18 protein-coding genes are annotated in these 16,360 nt (G+C 70.6%); 7 read left to right on the forward strand and 11 right to left on the reverse strand.

Annotated features, from left to right (window positions below; translation table 11 throughout):
* Positions 1-194: 194 nt before the first annotated feature.
* Positions 195-767, reverse strand: coding sequence for a hypothetical protein (locus AAHG09_RS15580; RefSeq protein ID WP_342108321.1), 573 nt, complete (start codon positions 765-767; stop codon positions 195-197).
* A 501-nt stretch (positions 768-1,268) separates the two neighbouring features.
* Between AAHG09_RS15580 and AAHG09_RS15585 the strand changes: the two genes are divergently transcribed.
* From AAHG09_RS15585 to AAHG09_RS15600, 4 genes are all read left to right on the forward strand, one after another.
* Positions 1,269-1,916 carry a PAS domain-containing protein gene (locus AAHG09_RS15585; protein ID WP_342108322.1) on the forward strand — a complete coding sequence of 216 codons (648 nt, stop codon included), beginning with the start codon at positions 1,269-1,271 and terminating at the stop codon, positions 1,914-1,916.
* 145 nt (positions 1,917-2,061) lie between these two features.
* Entirely contained in the window at positions 2,062-2,571 is a 510-nt protein-coding gene (locus AAHG09_RS15590; protein WP_342108323.1) for a ferritin-like domain-containing protein, read from the forward strand.
* Positions 2,572-2,629: 58 nt separating this feature from the next.
* The gene (locus tag AAHG09_RS15595; RefSeq protein ID WP_342108326.1) at positions 2,630-3,274 is read left to right on the forward strand and encodes a cysteine hydrolase family protein; all 645 of its coding nucleotides are present in this window, start codon (positions 2,630-2,632) and stop codon (positions 3,272-3,274) included.
* A 192-nt stretch (positions 3,275-3,466) separates the two neighbouring features.
* Positions 3,467-3,664, forward strand: a complete 198-nt coding sequence (locus AAHG09_RS15600; protein ID WP_161393407.1) for a hypothetical protein — start codon at positions 3,467-3,469, stop codon at positions 3,662-3,664.
* A gap of 66 nt (positions 3,665-3,730) precedes the next feature.
* On the opposite strand, the gene AAHG09_RS15605 is transcribed toward AAHG09_RS15600, so the two are convergent.
* Positions 3,731-4,501 carry an SDR family NAD(P)-dependent oxidoreductase gene (locus AAHG09_RS15605; RefSeq protein ID WP_342108328.1) on the reverse strand — a complete coding sequence of 257 codons (771 nt, stop codon included), beginning with the start codon at positions 4,499-4,501 and terminating at the stop codon, positions 3,731-3,733.
* A gap of 154 nt (positions 4,502-4,655) precedes the next feature.
* Here AAHG09_RS15605 and AAHG09_RS15610 point away from each other — a divergent pair, with 154 nt between their 5' ends.
* Positions 4,656-5,279, forward strand: a complete 624-nt coding sequence (locus AAHG09_RS15610) for a TetR/AcrR family transcriptional regulator (RefSeq protein WP_342108329.1) — start codon at positions 4,656-4,658, stop codon at positions 5,277-5,279.
* 38 nt (positions 5,280-5,317) lie between these two features.
* On the opposite strand, the gene AAHG09_RS15615 is transcribed toward AAHG09_RS15610, so the two are convergent.
* From AAHG09_RS15615 to AAHG09_RS15640, 6 genes are all read right to left on the reverse strand, one after another.
* A complete protein-coding gene (locus AAHG09_RS15615; RefSeq protein WP_342108330.1) occupies positions 5,318-5,662 on the reverse strand; it encodes a DUF1330 domain-containing protein in 345 nt (114 codons plus the stop codon).
* A gap of 57 nt (positions 5,663-5,719) precedes the next feature.
* Entirely contained in the window at positions 5,720-6,412 is a 693-nt protein-coding gene (gene pyrF / locus AAHG09_RS15620; protein ID WP_342108331.1) for an orotidine-5'-phosphate decarboxylase, read from the reverse strand.
* Positions 6,413-6,534: 122 nt separating this feature from the next.
* Positions 6,535-6,807: an usg protein gene (locus AAHG09_RS15625; RefSeq protein ID WP_342108332.1), complete on the reverse strand. Its 273-nt coding sequence runs from the start codon at positions 6,805-6,807 to the stop codon at positions 6,535-6,537.
* A gap of 164 nt (positions 6,808-6,971) precedes the next feature.
* Positions 6,972-7,586, reverse strand: coding sequence for a uracil-DNA glycosylase family protein (locus tag AAHG09_RS15630; protein ID WP_342108333.1), 615 nt, complete (start codon positions 7,584-7,586; stop codon positions 6,972-6,974).
* A 135-nt stretch (positions 7,587-7,721) separates the two neighbouring features.
* Complete coding sequence (locus tag AAHG09_RS15635) at positions 7,722-9,917, reverse strand: xanthine dehydrogenase family protein molybdopterin-binding subunit (protein ID WP_342108335.1); 2,196 nt, start codon at positions 9,915-9,917, stop codon at positions 7,722-7,724.
* Between the two features lie 72 nt (positions 9,918-9,989).
* On the reverse strand, positions 9,990-10,445 hold the full coding sequence (locus AAHG09_RS15640; protein ID WP_342108337.1) for a (2Fe-2S)-binding protein: 456 nt from the start codon (positions 10,443-10,445) through the stop codon (positions 9,990-9,992).
* Positions 10,446-10,715: 270 nt separating this feature from the next.
* Between AAHG09_RS15640 and AAHG09_RS15645 the strand changes: the two genes are divergently transcribed.
* Complete coding sequence (locus AAHG09_RS15645) at positions 10,716-12,251, forward strand: sensor histidine kinase (RefSeq protein WP_342108338.1); 1,536 nt, start codon at positions 10,716-10,718, stop codon at positions 12,249-12,251.
* 3 nt (positions 12,252-12,254) lie between these two features.
* On the opposite strand, the gene AAHG09_RS15650 is transcribed toward AAHG09_RS15645, so the two are convergent.
* Genes AAHG09_RS15650 through AAHG09_RS15660 form a run of 3 tightly spaced genes read right to left on the reverse strand, consistent with a single transcriptional unit; the run spans position 12,255 to position 13,244 of the window.
* Positions 12,255-12,545: a type II toxin-antitoxin system RelE family toxin gene (locus tag AAHG09_RS15650; RefSeq protein WP_342108339.1), complete on the reverse strand. Its 291-nt coding sequence runs from the start codon at positions 12,543-12,545 to the stop codon at positions 12,255-12,257.
* On the reverse strand, positions 12,535-12,783 hold the full coding sequence (locus tag AAHG09_RS15655; RefSeq protein WP_342108340.1) for a type II toxin-antitoxin system Phd/YefM family antitoxin: 249 nt from the start codon (positions 12,781-12,783) through the stop codon (positions 12,535-12,537). The genes AAHG09_RS15650 and AAHG09_RS15655 overlap by 11 nt, the downstream gene beginning before the upstream one ends.
* A gap of 38 nt (positions 12,784-12,821) precedes the next feature.
* On the reverse strand, positions 12,822-13,244 hold the full coding sequence (locus tag AAHG09_RS15660; protein ID WP_342108341.1) for an EVE domain-containing protein: 423 nt from the start codon (positions 13,242-13,244) through the stop codon (positions 12,822-12,824).
* A 321-nt stretch (positions 13,245-13,565) separates the two neighbouring features.
* On the opposite strand from AAHG09_RS15660, the gene AAHG09_RS15665 reads away from it, so the two are divergent.
* Positions 13,566-15,932 (forward strand): EAL domain-containing protein, encoded by a 2,367-nt coding sequence (locus AAHG09_RS15665; RefSeq protein WP_342108342.1) that lies wholly within the window; start codon positions 13,566-13,568, stop codon positions 15,930-15,932.
* Positions 15,933-16,360: the final 428 nt, after the last annotated feature.

Genomic DNA, 16,360 nt, shown 5'->3' on the forward strand with positions numbered 1-16,360 from the left:
GCCAGCGAAAGCGGAGCTTTGCCAGGGATTTAGAACCGTGCTCGCTCGCGCCACGATCGGGCACAGCGCCAAGCGCTTGTTTCAGCGCGCGTTCTTCGGCTGGCTCAAGGCCTGGCGGGCCCAATCCCACCTCAGGTTCCGCCGTCGCTTTCACCGGGCCGGGACGCGACCTGCCTGAGGCGCGGGACGTGGCGTCAGACGGGCGATGCCGCACCGTGCTGGACGGCCCGGACCCGGCGACGGGGATGGTGGTGGTGCCGGCGCCACTTCAGCACGGCGTAGCGCAGCCGGCTGTAATACGCGTAGAGGCGCGACCGGTGCGGGCGCCGATGGGCGAGGTGGACGCGGGCGGACCGCGCCGGCGCGACCGCACGGCTCGCCACGACCGTCGCGGCGGCGGAGGCGGGCTTCGCGTTCAGGACGGCGATCGGATCGACGTAGTTCACCCGGCGCATGGCCGGCGCCCGGCCATAGACCGCGCTCGGGGCCCCGCCGCAGCCCACGCACAGGGAGCCGTTGAGACGGCTCCACAGGCGCTGCTCCCGCTCCAGCCCATGCCGATCCTTCACGTCCGACAGCTCGACCGGCGAGCGCAACAGCGTCGCGCGGCTTCCGAAATTGGGCTTCTTCAGGATCAGGCCGAGATCGTCGGGCACTTCCAGCATGGGCAGGCGGACCTGCTTCGGCTTCGCGTAGCCTGTGACCGGGAAGACGACCGTAGACGCCAGCAGGGACAGCACTGCGGATTCAAGCGCGAGACGGCGCATCCTGGTCTCCGGTCTGCATGGACCCGTTCACATAGCCTTAAATCGGCATCTTCCCTACAACTAATTTTCGTCCCGAATATGCGAAAGCACCCTCCGGTTCCGCGAACTCACGGGTGGCAATAACAATATGACCACGCCTCAGTAGCGGCTGCGGAGATCAGCCAGGCACAGGCCCTGCATAGGGTCCTGCCGGGGGAGGGGCGAGACTCGGTCCAACCCGGGCCGGTGAAGCGCGCAACACGCGAAGACCAGTCCCTCCACCAAGCTTTGCCGTCACGCAATCGTCCGGCGATTGTCGCGGTGGTGATCCAGCGAGCCCGGCGCCGCACGCGCGGGCCCGATGCAGGCGGGACATACACTTGCTGTAGACACGATGCGCCCGATCATCGATCTGCAGTTGAGATCCTCTTACAAAACACCGGCTGCCCGGTCGCGGACCGACGAAAGGCTCCCCCGGGGGCGGGCGGGTTGTGAGGCGCTCTGCAGGCGCCGATGGGGCGCATGGACGTGACGACGCGGGACGGCCCGGTCGGGCGAGGGACGGTTCAGATGGATCAGGCGGCGGACGACGTCGTATCGGAGGCCGCGCTCGCCGCAGCCCTCGAGACCTCCGGCGGCGTCGGCTTCTGGATGTGGGACATCCGCGCGGACGTGGCACGGGCCGATCCGGTCAGTGCCCTGCTGTTCAACATCAGCCCCGCCCGGTCGCGGGCCGGGGTCAGCCTGTCCGAGATCCTGGAAGCGGTCCATCCGGACGATCAGGCGCATATCTCGCAGGTGATCCTGACCTGCGTTCAGTCCGGCGGCTCCTACACGGCCGAGTACCGCGTGCGCTCGCCGGAAGGCCGGCTGCGCTGGCTGTTCACCCGCGGGCATTTCTACCACGACGCGCAGGGCCGCCCGACGACGGGCCGGGGCGTGATCGTCGAGATCTCGGACAGCAAATCCGCCGGCACGGCCTTCGCCCAGCGCGACGAAGCCCCGATCGATGCCCTCAACCAAGCCGCGGATCTGTGCCTGTCCCTGCACAACGCGCTCTCGCAATTCGGCGAGGCGCCCATGCTGGCGCTGACCGAGACCTTGCTGCTCGAGATCGGCCAGCACTTGGCGGCGCGCCAGCGGATCGCGCGCGGCCACGCCCTGCACTGACGGGCCCGACGGTCAGGCCGGCGGCGGGTCCGGAGGGGCGCCCGCGACCTCCTGTTCGGGCTGGGCCGCCCGGAACTTGGCCGCGCCCCGCCTGGGTTTCCCGTCCGAATGGGCCACGGAGCCCGCCAGCAGACAGAGGTACCCCATGACCACCGACGCGCGCGAGATCTACGTCACGGCCCTCAAGAACACCCATGCCGTCGAAATGCAGGCCCTGCAGATCATGGAGCGGCAGGTCGAGCGCCTGGAGCACTATCCGGAGATGGAGCAGGCCCTGCGCCGCCACATCGCGGAGACGCACGGCCAGCGCGATCGCCTGGAAGAGGCGCTCCAGAGCCTCGGCGACAGCCCCTCGGCCCTCAAGGAGGGGTTCCTGGGCTTCGTCGGCAACATGATGGCCCTGGGCCATACCCCGGCCCAGGACGAGATCCTGAAGAACACCTACGCCAACCACGCCTTCGAGAATTTCGAGATCGCGGCCTACGAGTCGCTGCTGGTCATCGCCGACGCCGCCGGCCAGCAGGGGCACCGGACGGCGTTCCAGCAATCGCTCAAGGAAGAGCAGGGCATGGCGGAGGCGGTGCGCAAGCTGATCGGGCCGACCACCGAGCGCTACCTCCAGCTGACGACGTCCGGCGCGAAGGCCGACCGGTAGGAGGCTCGCCTCCCATTCTGCCGCAGGAACTCCCCCCGGCGCACCCGATTGCGCGATCATGGGATCTGGAAACGCTCGACCGACGGACAGCCGCGCTCAAAAGGGCGGGCCCCCCGTCGAACCCCTCGGCGAGGGCTGCCTCCATCTGTGCGTGGACATGCAGCGCATGTTCGCCGAATCAACCGACTGGCAGACCCCGTGGATGCCGCGGGTCCTGCCGCATGTCTGCCGCCTCGCCGAGGCGCACCCGGAGCGGACCATCTTCACCCGGTTCATCCCGGCCGCCCGGCCGGGCGAGGGGCGCGGGACCTGGGCGACCTACTCGCAGCGCTGGGCCGGCATGACCCGCGAGCGCCTCGACCCGGATCTGATCGATCTCGTCCCCGATCTCGCCCGGTTCGTCCCGCCCGCGGACGTCGTCGACAAGGACGTCTATTCGCCCTGGCTCGACACGGACCTCGACGCCCGCCTGCGGGCGCGGGGGGCCGACACTCTGATCGTCACCGGGGCGGAGACGGATGTCTGCGTGCTGGCCGCGGTGCTCGGCGGCGTCGATCTCGGCTACCGCATCGTGCTGGCCACCGACGCCCTGTGCAGCTCCTGCGACGAGGCGCACGATGCGCTGCTGCTGATGTACCGCATGCGCTACGGCCATCAGGTCGAGACCATGACGACCGCCGAGATCCTCGACCGCTGGCGGTGAGCGGCACGGCCGCACACGGCGCGAAGCCAGTTACGGCCAAGCTCAGGCGAGATCAGATCCGGTCGGTTCCGCCGGCCCCGGACTTCCGAATACGCGGCACCTCCGGAACTGGGTACGAAAAACAGTCGCCCCACGCGAACCTGTGGCCGGCATGACCGTTGTGTCTCCAAACTTCACACCGGAGGACAGGTTATGGCCAAGCACGAGATCCTCGGCTACTTCGAGCACCGCCGCGACGGCGCCTGGGTCTGCGTCCGGCCCTTCACCTTGACCACGCGGGATGCCAGCATCGATATCCGCCAAGGCATGCGGTTCGATTACGGCAAGCGGGTCGGCGGCGTGGACCTCGCCGAATACCTCGAGCGGCTGGGCTCGCAGTTCGGTTCGTAAGTCCGACCGAACGTTCGACGCGTCAGGCCATGCGGGCGCCGGATCGGATCCGGCGCCCTTTTGCGTTCAGGCCCCGCCCCACTGCATCGTCAGCCCGCCATCGACCACCAGGGTGTGGCCGGTCACGTAATCGGCGGCGTCCGAGGCGAGGTAGAGGATTGCCCGGGCGATCTCCTCCGGCTGGCCGGCCCGGTGCCACGGGATCCGCTCCAGGGACTGGTCGAGCACCTCCGTCTTCTCGAACCGATCGGCGGTCATCGGGGTCTCGATCAGGCCCGGGGCGACGTTGTTCACGTTGATCCGGTCCTCGGCGAGTTCCCGCGACAGGGAGCGGCACAGGGAGCCGAGCCCGGCCTTCGACATGCCGTAGGGGGCGCTCTCCGGCGTCGGCAGGTGCTGGGCCACGGAGGAGACGAACACGATTTTGCCGTTGCCGCCCTGCGCCTTGCGCATCTTGATAAACGGGCGGGCGCAGAACAGCGGGCCCATCAGGTTCACCCGCAGGATCCGCTCCAGCAGCGCGTCGTCCATCTCGGCCACCGGCACGCCGCTCATGGCCTGCCCGGCATTGGCCACCAGGATGTCGAGGGTGCCGAACTCGCTGCCGATCCGGTCGAAGGCGGCCGTGACCGCCGCCGGGTCGCCGACATCGAGTTGCAGCACCAGCGCCCGGCGCCCGGCCGCCTCGACCCGGGCGGCGGTCTCGCGGATGCCGGCCTCGTCGGTGTGGTAGGTGATCGCCACGTCGGCCCCTTCGCGGGCGAACAGCTCGGCGGTTGCCTGGCCGATGCCGGAATCGGCCCCGGTGATCAGGGCTCGGGTGTCGGTAAAGCTCATCTATAGATCCCTGGCGGTGTACCGCTTTCGCGGCCGGATGCCGGGGCAATCGGCGCCGCCCGGCGCGGTTCCGCACGCGCGCACCGGCCGCAGGGGAACCTCAGCCGGACTGACGTCTTTGACGCTCCGCGCCCGCATGCCCTAGTGAGGACGCATGTCCCTCGCCGACCCGACTTCATGCCTGACGGAGGACTGCGCGCCCGACACGCGCAGCCGCATCCTCGCGACGGCGGACGCGTATTTCCGTGAGATCGGCTACCAGAAGACGACGGTGGCCGACATCGCCCGGACGCTCAAGATGAGCCCGGCCAACGTCTACCGCTTCTTCGACTCGAAGAAGGCGATCAACGAGGCGGTGCTGGAACGCCTGATCGGCGAGGTCGAGGCGCTGATTTCGGAGATCGCCGACCGGCCCGGCCTCAACCCCACCGAGCGGTTCGTGGCGGCGATCGAGACCCTGCACCGCGACTGCACCCGGCGCTGCGAGGCGTTTCCGCGGCTCCACGAGATGATCGAGGCCGCGATGGCGGAGAGCTGGGAGGTCTGCCGCCACCACGTCGCCCGGATCACTGCCGGGATCGAGCGGATCATCCGCGACGGCGTGGCCAGCGGCGTGTTCGAAGCCGCGGATCCCGCCGAGGCGGCGGCCTGCGTCCACGCCGCGATCGCCCGCTACACGCACCCGGTGCTGGTCGGGAAGTCGCCGCTCCAGCCGGCGCCGTCCGTGGCGGCCATGACGGCGTTCCTGCTGCGGAGCCTGGCGCCGACGGGGCGCTGAGGCCCCGCCCAAATGTACTTTTCACCGCATCCCGAGCCCTACTCGGACGCCGGCCCCACCTCCGGCGCCGGCTCCGAGGCGCTGGGCTGCGGGCCGTCATAGCCTTCGATCACCAGGATCTCGGCCTCGACGCCGCCGCGCTGCTTGGCCTTGGCGGCCTGATAGAGGTCGGAATTCCAGCAGGCGAGGGCGTCGTCGTAGCTCGGGAACTCGATCACCACGTTGCGGGACCGGGCCGGGCCCATCACCGCCTCATGGGCGCCCCCGCGCACGAGGAACCGCCCACCGAACTTGGCGAAGGCGACGCCGTTGGCCGCCACGTACGCCTTGTAGGCCTCCGCGTCGCGGACATCGATCCGCGCGATCCAATAGCCCTTCGTCATGCTGCGTCTCCTCCGTGCGAGGCGAAGTGGGCCGGGGCCGCGGGAAAGCAATCCCGATCAGGCCATCTCGGCCACGATCGCCTGCGCCACGGCGCGGGGGTCGGCGGCGCCGGTGATCGGGCGCCCGACCACGACATGGTCGATCCCGGCCCGCCGGGCCTCCCCGGGGGTCATCACCCGCTTCTGGTCGCCGGCCTCCGCGCCCGCCGGGCGGATGCCCGGGGTGACGATCAGCCGGTCCGGCCCGACGACCGTCCGGACCGAGGCCGCCTCGGCCGCGGAGCAGACGAGGCCGTCGATGCCGATCTCGGCGGCCTGGGCGGCGCGCCGGGCGACCAGTTCCGCCACCGGCAGGCCATAGCCGGCCTCCGCGGCGTCGGCGTCGTCGTAGGAGGTCAGCACCGTCACGGCGAGGATCTTCAGGCCCGCGCCCCGGCCCCGGACCGCCGCCCGCATGGTCTGCGGATAGGCGTGGACCGTGAGGAAGGTGGCGCCGAGCCCCGAGGCCGCGCGCGCACCCGCCTCGACGGTGTTGCCGATGTCGTGGAGCTTCAGGTCGAGGAAGATCTTGAGGCCCCGCGCCGCCAGGCGCTCGGCGAGGGCCAGCCCGCCCGCGTAGCCGAGCTGGTAGCCAATCTTGTAGAAGGTCGCGGCATCGCCGATCCGGTCGATCAGCGCCTCGGCCTCGGCCACGCCCGGCAGGTCGAGGGCCACGATCAGGCGGTCGCGGGGGTCGGCAATCTCGGGCATCGGGCGTCCTTCCGGGTCGCGGCACGGATCACGGCCGGGCGCGGCCTGTCAATGCGCGGCCGGCGCCCGGCCACCGTCGGTGGAGGACGTTCAGGCGGTGGCCCGGACCGTTGGGCCTTCGCTCAGTGAAGCAGGAAGTCGCCCGACACCGCGCGCAGTTCGGCCGGCTTCAGGAGCCGGCAGTGCATGACCTTCACGGAATGCAGCGGACCATCGAGCCGGCTCTGCCAGAAGGCCAGGAATTTTCGCAGTTCCGGCAGTTGCGGGAAGAGATCATGCTGCTGCCAGATGAAGGTCTGCAGCAGATGCGGGTAGTCCGGCAGGTGATAGAGAATTTCGGCGGTCGTCAGGCTGTAGCCTTCGAGCCATACGCGGCGTCGTCTCGCATCTGACATTGATCAACCCACTCCGAAGGTTTGGCTGATGCAATATCCTGTCTCAGTAAGCCGGCTCACTCAAGGGAAAGCTGCGCCCTGATCCACCGCCCCAGCGCAGGCGCCTGCCCTGTGGCGCCGCTGCTGCAGGGTGCTTGTCCCAAGATGCGTTGCCACGGTCCGGCTCACCCCGCCAGCACCCGCGCCACCTCCGCCTTGAGCACCGGCAGCAGCTCCGCCTCGAACCAGGGCTCGCGCTTGAGCCAGCCGTTGTTGCGCCAGGACGGGTGGGGCAGGGGCAGCACCCGGGGGCGCCGGGGCTCGGCGAGGATCTCACGCCAGCGCCGCACCGTGCCGGTGAGCCCATCCTCAAGCCTCCCCAGGTGCCAGGCCTGCGCGTACTGGCCGATCACCAGGATCAGCGCGAGGTCCGGAAGCCCGGCGAACAGTTCCGCCCGCCAGCGCTCGGCGCATTCCCGGCGCGGCGGCCGGTCGCCGCCCTTGGCGTCGAGGCCGGGGAAGCATGCGCCCATCGGCAGGATGGCGACCTTGGCGGCGTCGTAGAACCGCGCCTCGTCGAGGCCGAGCCAGGACCGCAGCCGGACGCCGGACGGGTCCATGAACGGCATCCCGGTCCGGTGGGCGCGGGTGCCGGGGGCTTGGCTGGCGATGCAGAGGCGCGCGCCGGTGCTGCCCTGGACGATCGGCCGGGGCTCCTGGGGCAGGGGCGGGCCGTAGAGCGGGCTGTCCCGGCAGAGGCGGCAGGCGCGGAGGCGGGCGGCGGTGTCGTCGAACGGCATGCCCCCGAGATGGCGCGGTGAGGCCACAAAAAGAAACGGCGCGGTGTCGCGCCGCGCCGTCGTGAGTTGGTCTCTTGCCTTGGGGGAAGACCCTCTCGTCCTACGCCGATACGCGGCGCAGGGAGGTGCGATTCCTCACGCGCCCTTCACGCCGGAGAGGTCGAGGGGCAGGGAGCGCAGGCGCCGGCCGGTCGCCGCGAAGACCGCATTGGCGATCGACGGGCCGAGCACCGGCACGCCCGGCTCGCCGATCCCGGTGGGCGCCACCTGGCTCGGCACGATGTAGACCTCGACCTTCGGCATCTCGCTCATGCGGGTCGGCTCGTAGGCGTCGAAATTGTGCTCCTGCACCTGTCCGTCCTTGAGGGTGATGCGGTTGCGCAGCACCGCCGACAGGGCGAAGCCCACCGCACCCTCGACCTGCGCGCGGATCACGTCCGGGTTGACCGGCACGCCGACATCCACCGCCGCCACGATCCGGTTGACCCGGATCGCCGCATCCTGCGCGGTCACGTCCGCCACCATGGCGACGTAGGAGCCGAAGGATTCGTGGACCGCGACCCCGAGGCCGCGGCCCGGCTCCTGCGGCTTGGCGCTCCAGCCGGCCTTGTCGGCGGCGAGCTTGAGCACGCCGGACAGCCGCGGCGCCTGGGTCAGGAGGGAGAGCCGGTAGGCCACCGGATCGACGTTCGCGGCATGGGCCAGCTCGTCGATCATCACCTCCATCACGTGGGCCGTGTGGGTGTGACCGACCGAGCGCCACCAGAGCACCGGCACGCCCTCGCGGCCATTGTGGACGCCGAACCGGTAGGCCGCCAGCGCGTAGGGCGTGTCGGAGGCGCCCTCCACGGTGGTGGAATCGATGCCGTTCTTGACGATCATCGCCTCGAAGGGTGAGCCGATCATGATCGACTTGCCGACCATGACGTGGTCCCAACCGACCACCGCGCCCTTGGCGTCGATGCCGGCCCGGACCTTATGGAGCACGGTCGGGCGGTAATAGCCGCCGGCCATGTCGTCCTCGCGGGTCCAGACGAGGTGCACGGGCGCCTTCTCGCCGGACGCCTTGAGGATGGTGGCGGCCTCCGCGAGGTAATCGGCGGTGGGGGTCGCCCGGCGGCCGAAGGAGCCGCCGGCCCAGTTGCTGTGCAGCCGCACCCGGTCGGCCGTCACGCCGAGGATCGCCGCCATGGTGGCCTGCTCGACGGTCTGGAACTGGAAGCCGGCGTAGACGTCGTAGCCGCCGTCGGCCGCCTTCTCGATCGTCGCGTTGAGCGGCTCCATCGCCGCGTGGGCGAGATAGGGGAAGGTGAACTCGGCCTCGATCACCGTCGCGGCACCCTTGAGCGCTGCCTGCGGGTCGCCGCGCTCGGAGGCCGTCAGGCCCGGGCCCTTGGCCCGCTCCCGGTACTCGGCGAGGATCGCGTCGGACGAGCGGGTCTCGGCGGTGCTGTCGTCCCAGGCGACGGTAAGCGCCTCGCGGCCCTTCATGGCCGCCCAGGTGTCGCGGGCGATCACCGCCACACCGCTCGGCACCTGTACCACGTCGAGGACGCCCGCCACCGTCCGGGCGGCCGCTGCATCAAAGCTTTTCACGGTGGCGCCGAAGCGCGGCGCCCGGGCCACGACCGCGGTGACTTGGTTGGGGCGGCGGATGTCCAGCGAGTAGATCGCCGTGCCGTTGGTCTTGGCGACGGAATCGAGGCGCGGCACCTTCGCGCCGATCAGGTTCCACTCGCTCGGGTCCTTGAGCCGCGGCTCGGACGGGACCGGGAGCGAGGCCGCCGAGGCCGCGAGCTCCCCGAACCGGGCCTGCCGGCCGGACGGGCCGTGGCGCACGACATTGTCGGCGACCGTGATCTCGGAGACCGGCACCTTCCAGCGGAAGGCCGCCTCGGCCATCAGCATCTCGCGGGCGGCGGCCCCCGCCTTGCGCAGCTGGAACCAGGAATTGGCCACCGCGGTCGAGCCGCCGGTGCCCTGGATCGGGCCCATCAGGCTGTTGTTGTAGAGCGTCGCGTCGGCAGGCGCGAATTCGGTGCGGACCTTCGACCAGTCGGCGCCGAGTTCGTCGGCCAGGATGGTGGCGAGGCCGGTCGTGTTCCCCTGGCCCATGTCGAGGTGCTTGATCACCACGGTCACGGTGTCGTCCGCGCCGATCCGCACGAAGGCGTTGGGTTGCGCCTTCACGTCGGCGAGGTTCGGGCCGGCGGCGGCGCGGGCGGGCTTCGGATCGAGCCGGAACGCCACCACGAGGGCGCCGGCGCCCGCCAGCAGGCCGCGGCGGCTCGGACGGAGGGGGAGGGTGCTCGGTCGACGGGCGTTCAGCATGGCGGCGAGGCTCCGGTCGGGACCGCGGGGCGGGGCGGGCGAAGGGCAGAGGAAGGTGGGCGCCGGGACGGATCAGGCGAGGCTGCGCGCGGCTTCGTGAATCGCCGCACGGATGCGCTGGTAGGTGCCGCAGCGGCAGATGTTGCCGTCCATGGCACCGTCGATGTCGGTGTCGCTGGGCTTGGCGTTGCCCGAGAGCAGGCCGATCGCCGACATGATCTGGCCGGACTGGCAATAGCCGCACTGGACCACGTCGAGCTTGCGCCACGCGGCCTGGACCGCGTCCGCGACCCGGCCGTTGACGCCCTCGATGGTGGTCACCTGCGCGGTGCCGACATCGCCGAGGCGGGTCTGGCAGGCCCGGACCGGCTGGCCGTCGAGATGGACCGTGCAGGCGCCGCATTGCGCGATGCCGCAGCCATACTTGGTGCCGGTGGCGTCGAGCCGATCGCGCAGCACCCAGAGCAGCGGCATGTCGGGATCGGCGTCGATCTCGTGCGCGACGCCGTTGACGGTGAGCTTCGGCATGATCGGCGATCCCTGATCGACGCGTGAGCCCGGACGCTTCGGTTGGCGGCGCGCCGTGCGGTGAGGGCCGGCCGGGCCCTGGACCCTAACGAGCCTGATCGCGCGCGCGATGTGCGTGATCGCACATCGAGCCGAACGGCAGGTCAGCCTCGCCACAGCCAGGAATGACTAAGATCCGAGCAATGCCGGCAGCCCCTTCTTAACATATCCGCCTCATCCTCACGGAGCGATTCCCGGCCGACACCGCTTTTTTCGAGTTTCAGTGCGCGTATGCCCAATCTCACCGTCGAGATGGTCCAGCGCGGTCGCGGCCCCTCGACGGAGGAGGCCGCCCGCCGCCTCGGGGTCGCCCGCGAGATCCGCTCGGCGCGCGAGAAGCTGACCTCGCAGACCGGGCTGGAGCGGGCCTTCGACTACGAGCTGTTGCGCCACTACGCGCAGTCCCGAGCCGGTGCCGGCATCCCGCTGGCGGGCTTCGCGGCGGCGCTCGCCGCGGCGGCGACCTTCTGGATCCCGCCGGCGGTGGCCGCCGCCTGGGCGCTCGGCGTGTTCCTGATGATCACGCTCAACACGACGCTGAGCCGGCGCTTCCTGAACGCCGACCCCGAGACGATCCCGCTGCGGCGCTGGCGCCGCAGCTTCCTGATCGGCGAGGTGCTGCAGAGCCTGTCGTGGGCGGCGATGATCGGGCTCGGCGCCACCGGCGGCTGGACCTTCGCGCTGATCGGCCTCGTCATCGCCTCGGCGGTCACCACCATGCTGGCCGCGACGGTGCCGCTCGCGGCCATCGCCGCCCTGGTGCCGCTGGCTTTGGCCACCGCGTCGCTCGCCACCTTCTCCCGCGCGGCGGACGCGCTGCTCCTCGTCACGATGGCGGGGGGCGCGCAGCTGTTTTTCCTCGGCCTGTCCCGCCGCCTCTACGCGGCGACCATGGGCGCCCTGCGCTCGCGCGCCGAGAAGGACGCGGTGTTCGGCGAACTGGAGCAGGCCAAGGCCAATTCCGACGAGGCCCGCCGCCGGGCCGAGGAGGCGAACCTCGCCAAGTCCCGGTTCCTGGCCACGATGAGCCATGAATTGCGCACGCCGCTCAACGCGATCCTCGGCTTCTCGGAGGTGATGAAGAACGAGGTGTTCGGCGCCCACATCGCGCCGTCGTACCGGGAATATTCCAACGACATCCACGATAGCGGGCTGCATCTCCTCAACCTGATCAACGAGATCCTCGATCTTTCACGCATTGAAGCGGGACGCTACGAGCTGAACGAGGAGCCGGTGCAGCTCGCCCACGTGGTCGAGGAGTGCCGCCACATGATGGGCCTGCGCGCCAAGGCCAAGAACCAGACCTTCCACGACCTCGTGGACGATACCCTGCCGCGGCTCTGGGCGGACGAGCGGGCCCTGCGCCAGATCGTGCTGAACCTCCTGTCGAACGCCGTGAAGTTCACGCCCCCGGGCGGCGCGATCTGGCTGAAGGTCGGCTGGACCGCCTCGGGCGGGCAGTACGTCTCGGTGAAGGACAGCGGGCCGGGCATTCCCGAGGACGAGCTCGGCACGGTCCTGTCGTCGTTCGGGCGCGGCTCGCTGGCGATCAAGACCGCCGAGCAGGGCTCGGGGCTCGGCCTGCCGATCGTGAAGGGGCTGGTGGAGCTGCATGGCGGCCAGTTCCAGCTCGCCTCGAAGCCCCGGGAGGGCACCGAGGTGGTGGTGACACTGCCGGCCTCCCGGGTGATGGATACGCTGCCGCCGGTCGAGATCGACGCCGAGCCCGCGGCACCGGCCCGGGGGGCGCTCAACCGGGCGGCGTGAGCGTCACTCCGCCGTCCGACGGGCCGCGATCCGGTAGACCTCGTTGCGCTCCCGCTTGCCCACTGCGACGACGAGCACGATGAGGTCCCGGTCGCGCACCTCGTAGACCAACCTGAACCCTGCGCTGCGCAGCTTGATCTTGTACCGTTCCTTCGCGCCGTGAAGGCGGGCCGACGGGACCTTCGGGTCACGCAGGCGCTCGGCGAGCTTGGTTCTGAACTGATCCCGTACGGGTGCATCGAGCCGGCGCCATTCCTTCAGCGCCTCGTCGAGGAAGGCGAGGTCATAGCTCATCGAGCGTGACGCGATGAATGGCTTGCCCTTCCCGGGAATCCGCAAGGGCATGCAATTCAAGGTCTTCGATCCGCGCCAGCAGATCCTCGTAGGCCTTGGCGGGGATGCAGTAGAACGCCGGTTCGTTGCGGTTCAGAATCGCGACCGGGAATCCTTCGCCAGCGGCGACGGTGCCCATCGGGTTCTTCTTCAGGTCGGAGATGCTGGCCACGGTGGCGGCGTGCAGGGCATGGACCATGGGGAGTGCTCCTTGTCATGCTCTTGATAGCACGCGCATCAGGTCTCCGGTACGGAGCCCAACGCGCGCAGCCTGTCCCATTCGGCCTCGGTCACCGGCTGCACCGACAGGCGGGAATTGTTCACCAGCACCATGTCGGCGAGCGCCGGATCGGCCTTGATGGCGTCAAGCGTCACGGGGCGGGGCAGCGCCTCCACGGCGCGCACGTCGACCATGCCGAAGCGGCCACTCTCGTCGGTGTGGTCCGGATAATAGGGCCGGATCACCTCCACGATGCCGACCACCGCCTTGCCCTCGTTCGAGTGGTAGAAGAAGCCCCGCTCGCCGACCTGCATGGCCATCAGGTGCTTCTTGGCGAGGTGGTTGCGCACCCCGTTCCAGAACGTACCCGCCCCGCCGGCCGCGACCTGCTGGTCCCACGACCAGGTCGCGGGCTCGGATTTGAACAGCCAGTACGCCATCGCCGCATCCCCACCGGCCGCCCGGTTCGGCGGCGCACCCCGCCTTAGCGGTTCCCGATCGCGTTGCCACGCTTCACGGGGGCGATGCCGCCCCGGTCGGACGCCGCGCAGGCCTGCAAGGCTGGCCCACAGGGCCGGGCTCAAGCCCCCCGCGTCGCGCGAACCCGCACCGTCCGTGGGTGGGCGGATCGGTCCGCCCGCGGACCAATTCGACCGGCCATTCGTTCGAAGCGCGATCGATCACCCCTGTTGTTCGGATATTAATCTTCAACCCTCAGTAATTCTTGAAAGAACTCCATATAACTACCGCTGATTGTCTATATGCTGACCGTGATCGGCTGCTTCGTCGGGGAACACAACCTGTGGCTGGTGGCCCTCGCGGCCCTGGTCTGCACCCTGGCGAGCGCGACGGCGATCGCGCTGCTCACCCATGCCGGGCGGGCGGGCCAGCGCGGCCGCTACCTGTGGCTCGCGGTCGCCGCGGCGGCGGGGGGCTCGGGGATCTGGGCCACGCATTTCCTGGCCATGCTGGCCTACGCGCCGGGGCTGCCCTCCGGCTACGGGGTCGGCCTGACGCTCCTCTCCTATGCCGATGCGGTCGCGATCACCGGGCTCGGCTTCGCCCTGGCGACCATGGGCGGCCGGGGGCGGGCGGCGCTCGGCGGCGCCGTCGTGGGCGGCGGCATCGCGGCGATGCACTACACCGGCATGGCGGCCTATGAGGTGCCGGGACATCTGATCTGGAACCCGGCGGTGGTCGTCGTCTCGGTGGCGGTCGGCGCCGTGCTGGGGGCGATGGCGCTGGTCGCGGGCCTCTCGGCCAGCACCGTCCGGGGCCGGGCCCTCGGCGCCGGGCTGCTGATCCTGGCGATCTGCGGCCATCACTTCACCGGCATGGGCGCGGTGACCATCCAGCCCGATCCCACGGTGGCGATCCCGGAGAGCGCGATCCGGACCGAGTGGCTCGCCGCCGCCGTCGCCCTGGCGAGCTCGCTGATCCTGCTCCTGGCCGGGGCCGCCCTCCTGATCGACCTGCGGGAGCGTCGGCGCGCCGAATCCGAGCGCGAGCGCCTGCGCAGCCTCGCCAACGCGGCCGTCGAGGGCCTCGTCGTGTGCCGCGGCGGCCAGATCGTCAGCGCCAACGAGGCCTTCGCCCGGCTCGCCGGGACCGAGGCCGCGTCCCTGGTGGGCGCCAGCCTGTCCACCTACCTGCCCGGGCTCGCGGCGACGGCCGGCACGGCCGGAGAGGCCGTCGAGTCCGAGCTCGTCCCGGCGGGCGGCGGGACCATCCCGGTGGAGGTGATCCTGCGGCCGATGGCGGAGTACGGCCGCCAGCTGCATCACGCCGTGGCGGTGCGCGACCTGCGCGCCCGCCGCCGCGCCGAGAGCCAGATTCACTTCCTCGCGCACCACGACGCCCTGACGGGGCTCGCCAACCGGACGAGCTTCCACGCCCGGCTGGAGCGGGAGATGCGCGCGGCGGACACGCAGCGCACCCGGCTCGCCGTCCTCTGCCTCGACCTCGACCGCTTCAAGGAGGTCAACGACCTGTTCGGCCACGCCGCTGGCGACACGATGCTGCGCGACCTCGCGCTGCGCGTCGGCGGCCTGCTCGATCCGACGCAGCTGATGGCCCGTCTCGGCGGCGACGAGTTCGCGATCCTGATCCCGCAGGGGGACGGTTCGGCCGAACGGCTGGCCGAGCGCATCCTGGCGACGCTGGCGGCAGTGCCGGCGGCCGCCGGCCCGGTGATCGCCACCAGCATCGGGATCGCGATCTATCCGGACGACGCGCAGGATCAGCGCGCGCTCCTGAGCCACGCCGACGCCGCCCTGTACCGGGCCAAGGCCGAGGGGCGCGGCACCTGCCGCCGGTACGACGCCAGCATGGGTGCCCAGATCCGCGACCGGCGCATGCTGGAGCACGACCTGCGCCACGCGGTGTCCCGGGGCGAGCTGGACCTCGTCTACCAGCCGCAGACGCGGATCGACACCGGGGCCGTGACGGGCTTCGAGGCGCTGCTGCGCTGGCGCCACCCGGAGCGCGGCCCGGTCCCCCCGGACCTCTTCGTGCCGATCGCCGAGGAGACCGGGGCGATCCTGGAGATCGGCGCCTTCGTGCTGCGCGAGGCCTGCCGGACCGCTTCCCTCTGGCCGCAGCCGCTCGCGATCGCCGTCAACGTCTCGGCGGTGCAGCTCCACAACCCGCATTTCGTGCAGTTCGTCCACGGCACCCTGTTCGAGAGCGGCCTGAAGGCGGAGCGCCTGGAGATCGAGATCACCGAGACCGCGCTGATCCGCGATCCGGCGCGGGCGCTGCTCACCCTGCGCCAGCTCAAGGCGCTCGGCGTGCGGATCGCCATGGACGATTTCGGCACCGGCTACTCCTCGCTGTCGAACCTGCGCTCCTTCCCGTTCGACCGGATCAAGATCGACCGCTCGTTCATCAAGGCGGTGCACAGCAACCCGCAGGGGGCCGCGATCGTGCGTTCCGTGCTGGGCCTGGGGCGCGGCCTCGGCCTCGCCGTCGTGGCGGAGGGCGTGGAGACCGACGAGGAGCTGTCCTTCCTGGCCGCGGAGCACTGCACCCTCGCGCAGGGCTACCTGCTGGGCCGGCCCTCGCCGATCGCAATCTTCGCCGAATACACCCACGGGAACGCCGAGGATCCGGTCGCCGCCGTGGCGTGAGCGGCCGGATCCCGTCCGGGTTTCGAAAGGGCGAGCCCCAGCCCTTTAAGGTGTTCGGGCTGGCTGCAAGGATCGCAAGTCGTGGCTCCCACGTCCTGAAAGAGCACCGCCTTTTTCCTCCCCCTTGTGGGGAGGGGCCAGGGGTGGGGGTGGTGCAGGATGAGGCGCAGCGGTGCCGTCTGCACCACCCCCACGCGGGATCTGCGATCCCCAAACTCCTCCCCACAAGCTTGAGCGATTCCGGGCAGGCCCGGGATCGCCAGGGGAGGAGAGTGCCCTTGGCCCCTGTCTCGTTGCTTCCGCAAACACCTAAAAGGGCTGTGGCTCGCCCTTTCGCGGGTCCAGGGCAGAGGCCTGGTGCCGGGCTGCGCCGGCGGCGGTCAGGGCTGCGCCGACACGCATCGGCGTCCCGGGCTTCGGGACGAGAC

The organism is Methylobacterium guangdongense (assembly GCF_038442355.1).
Classification (GTDB): Bacteria; Pseudomonadota; Alphaproteobacteria; order Rhizobiales; family Beijerinckiaceae; genus Methylobacterium; species Methylobacterium guangdongense.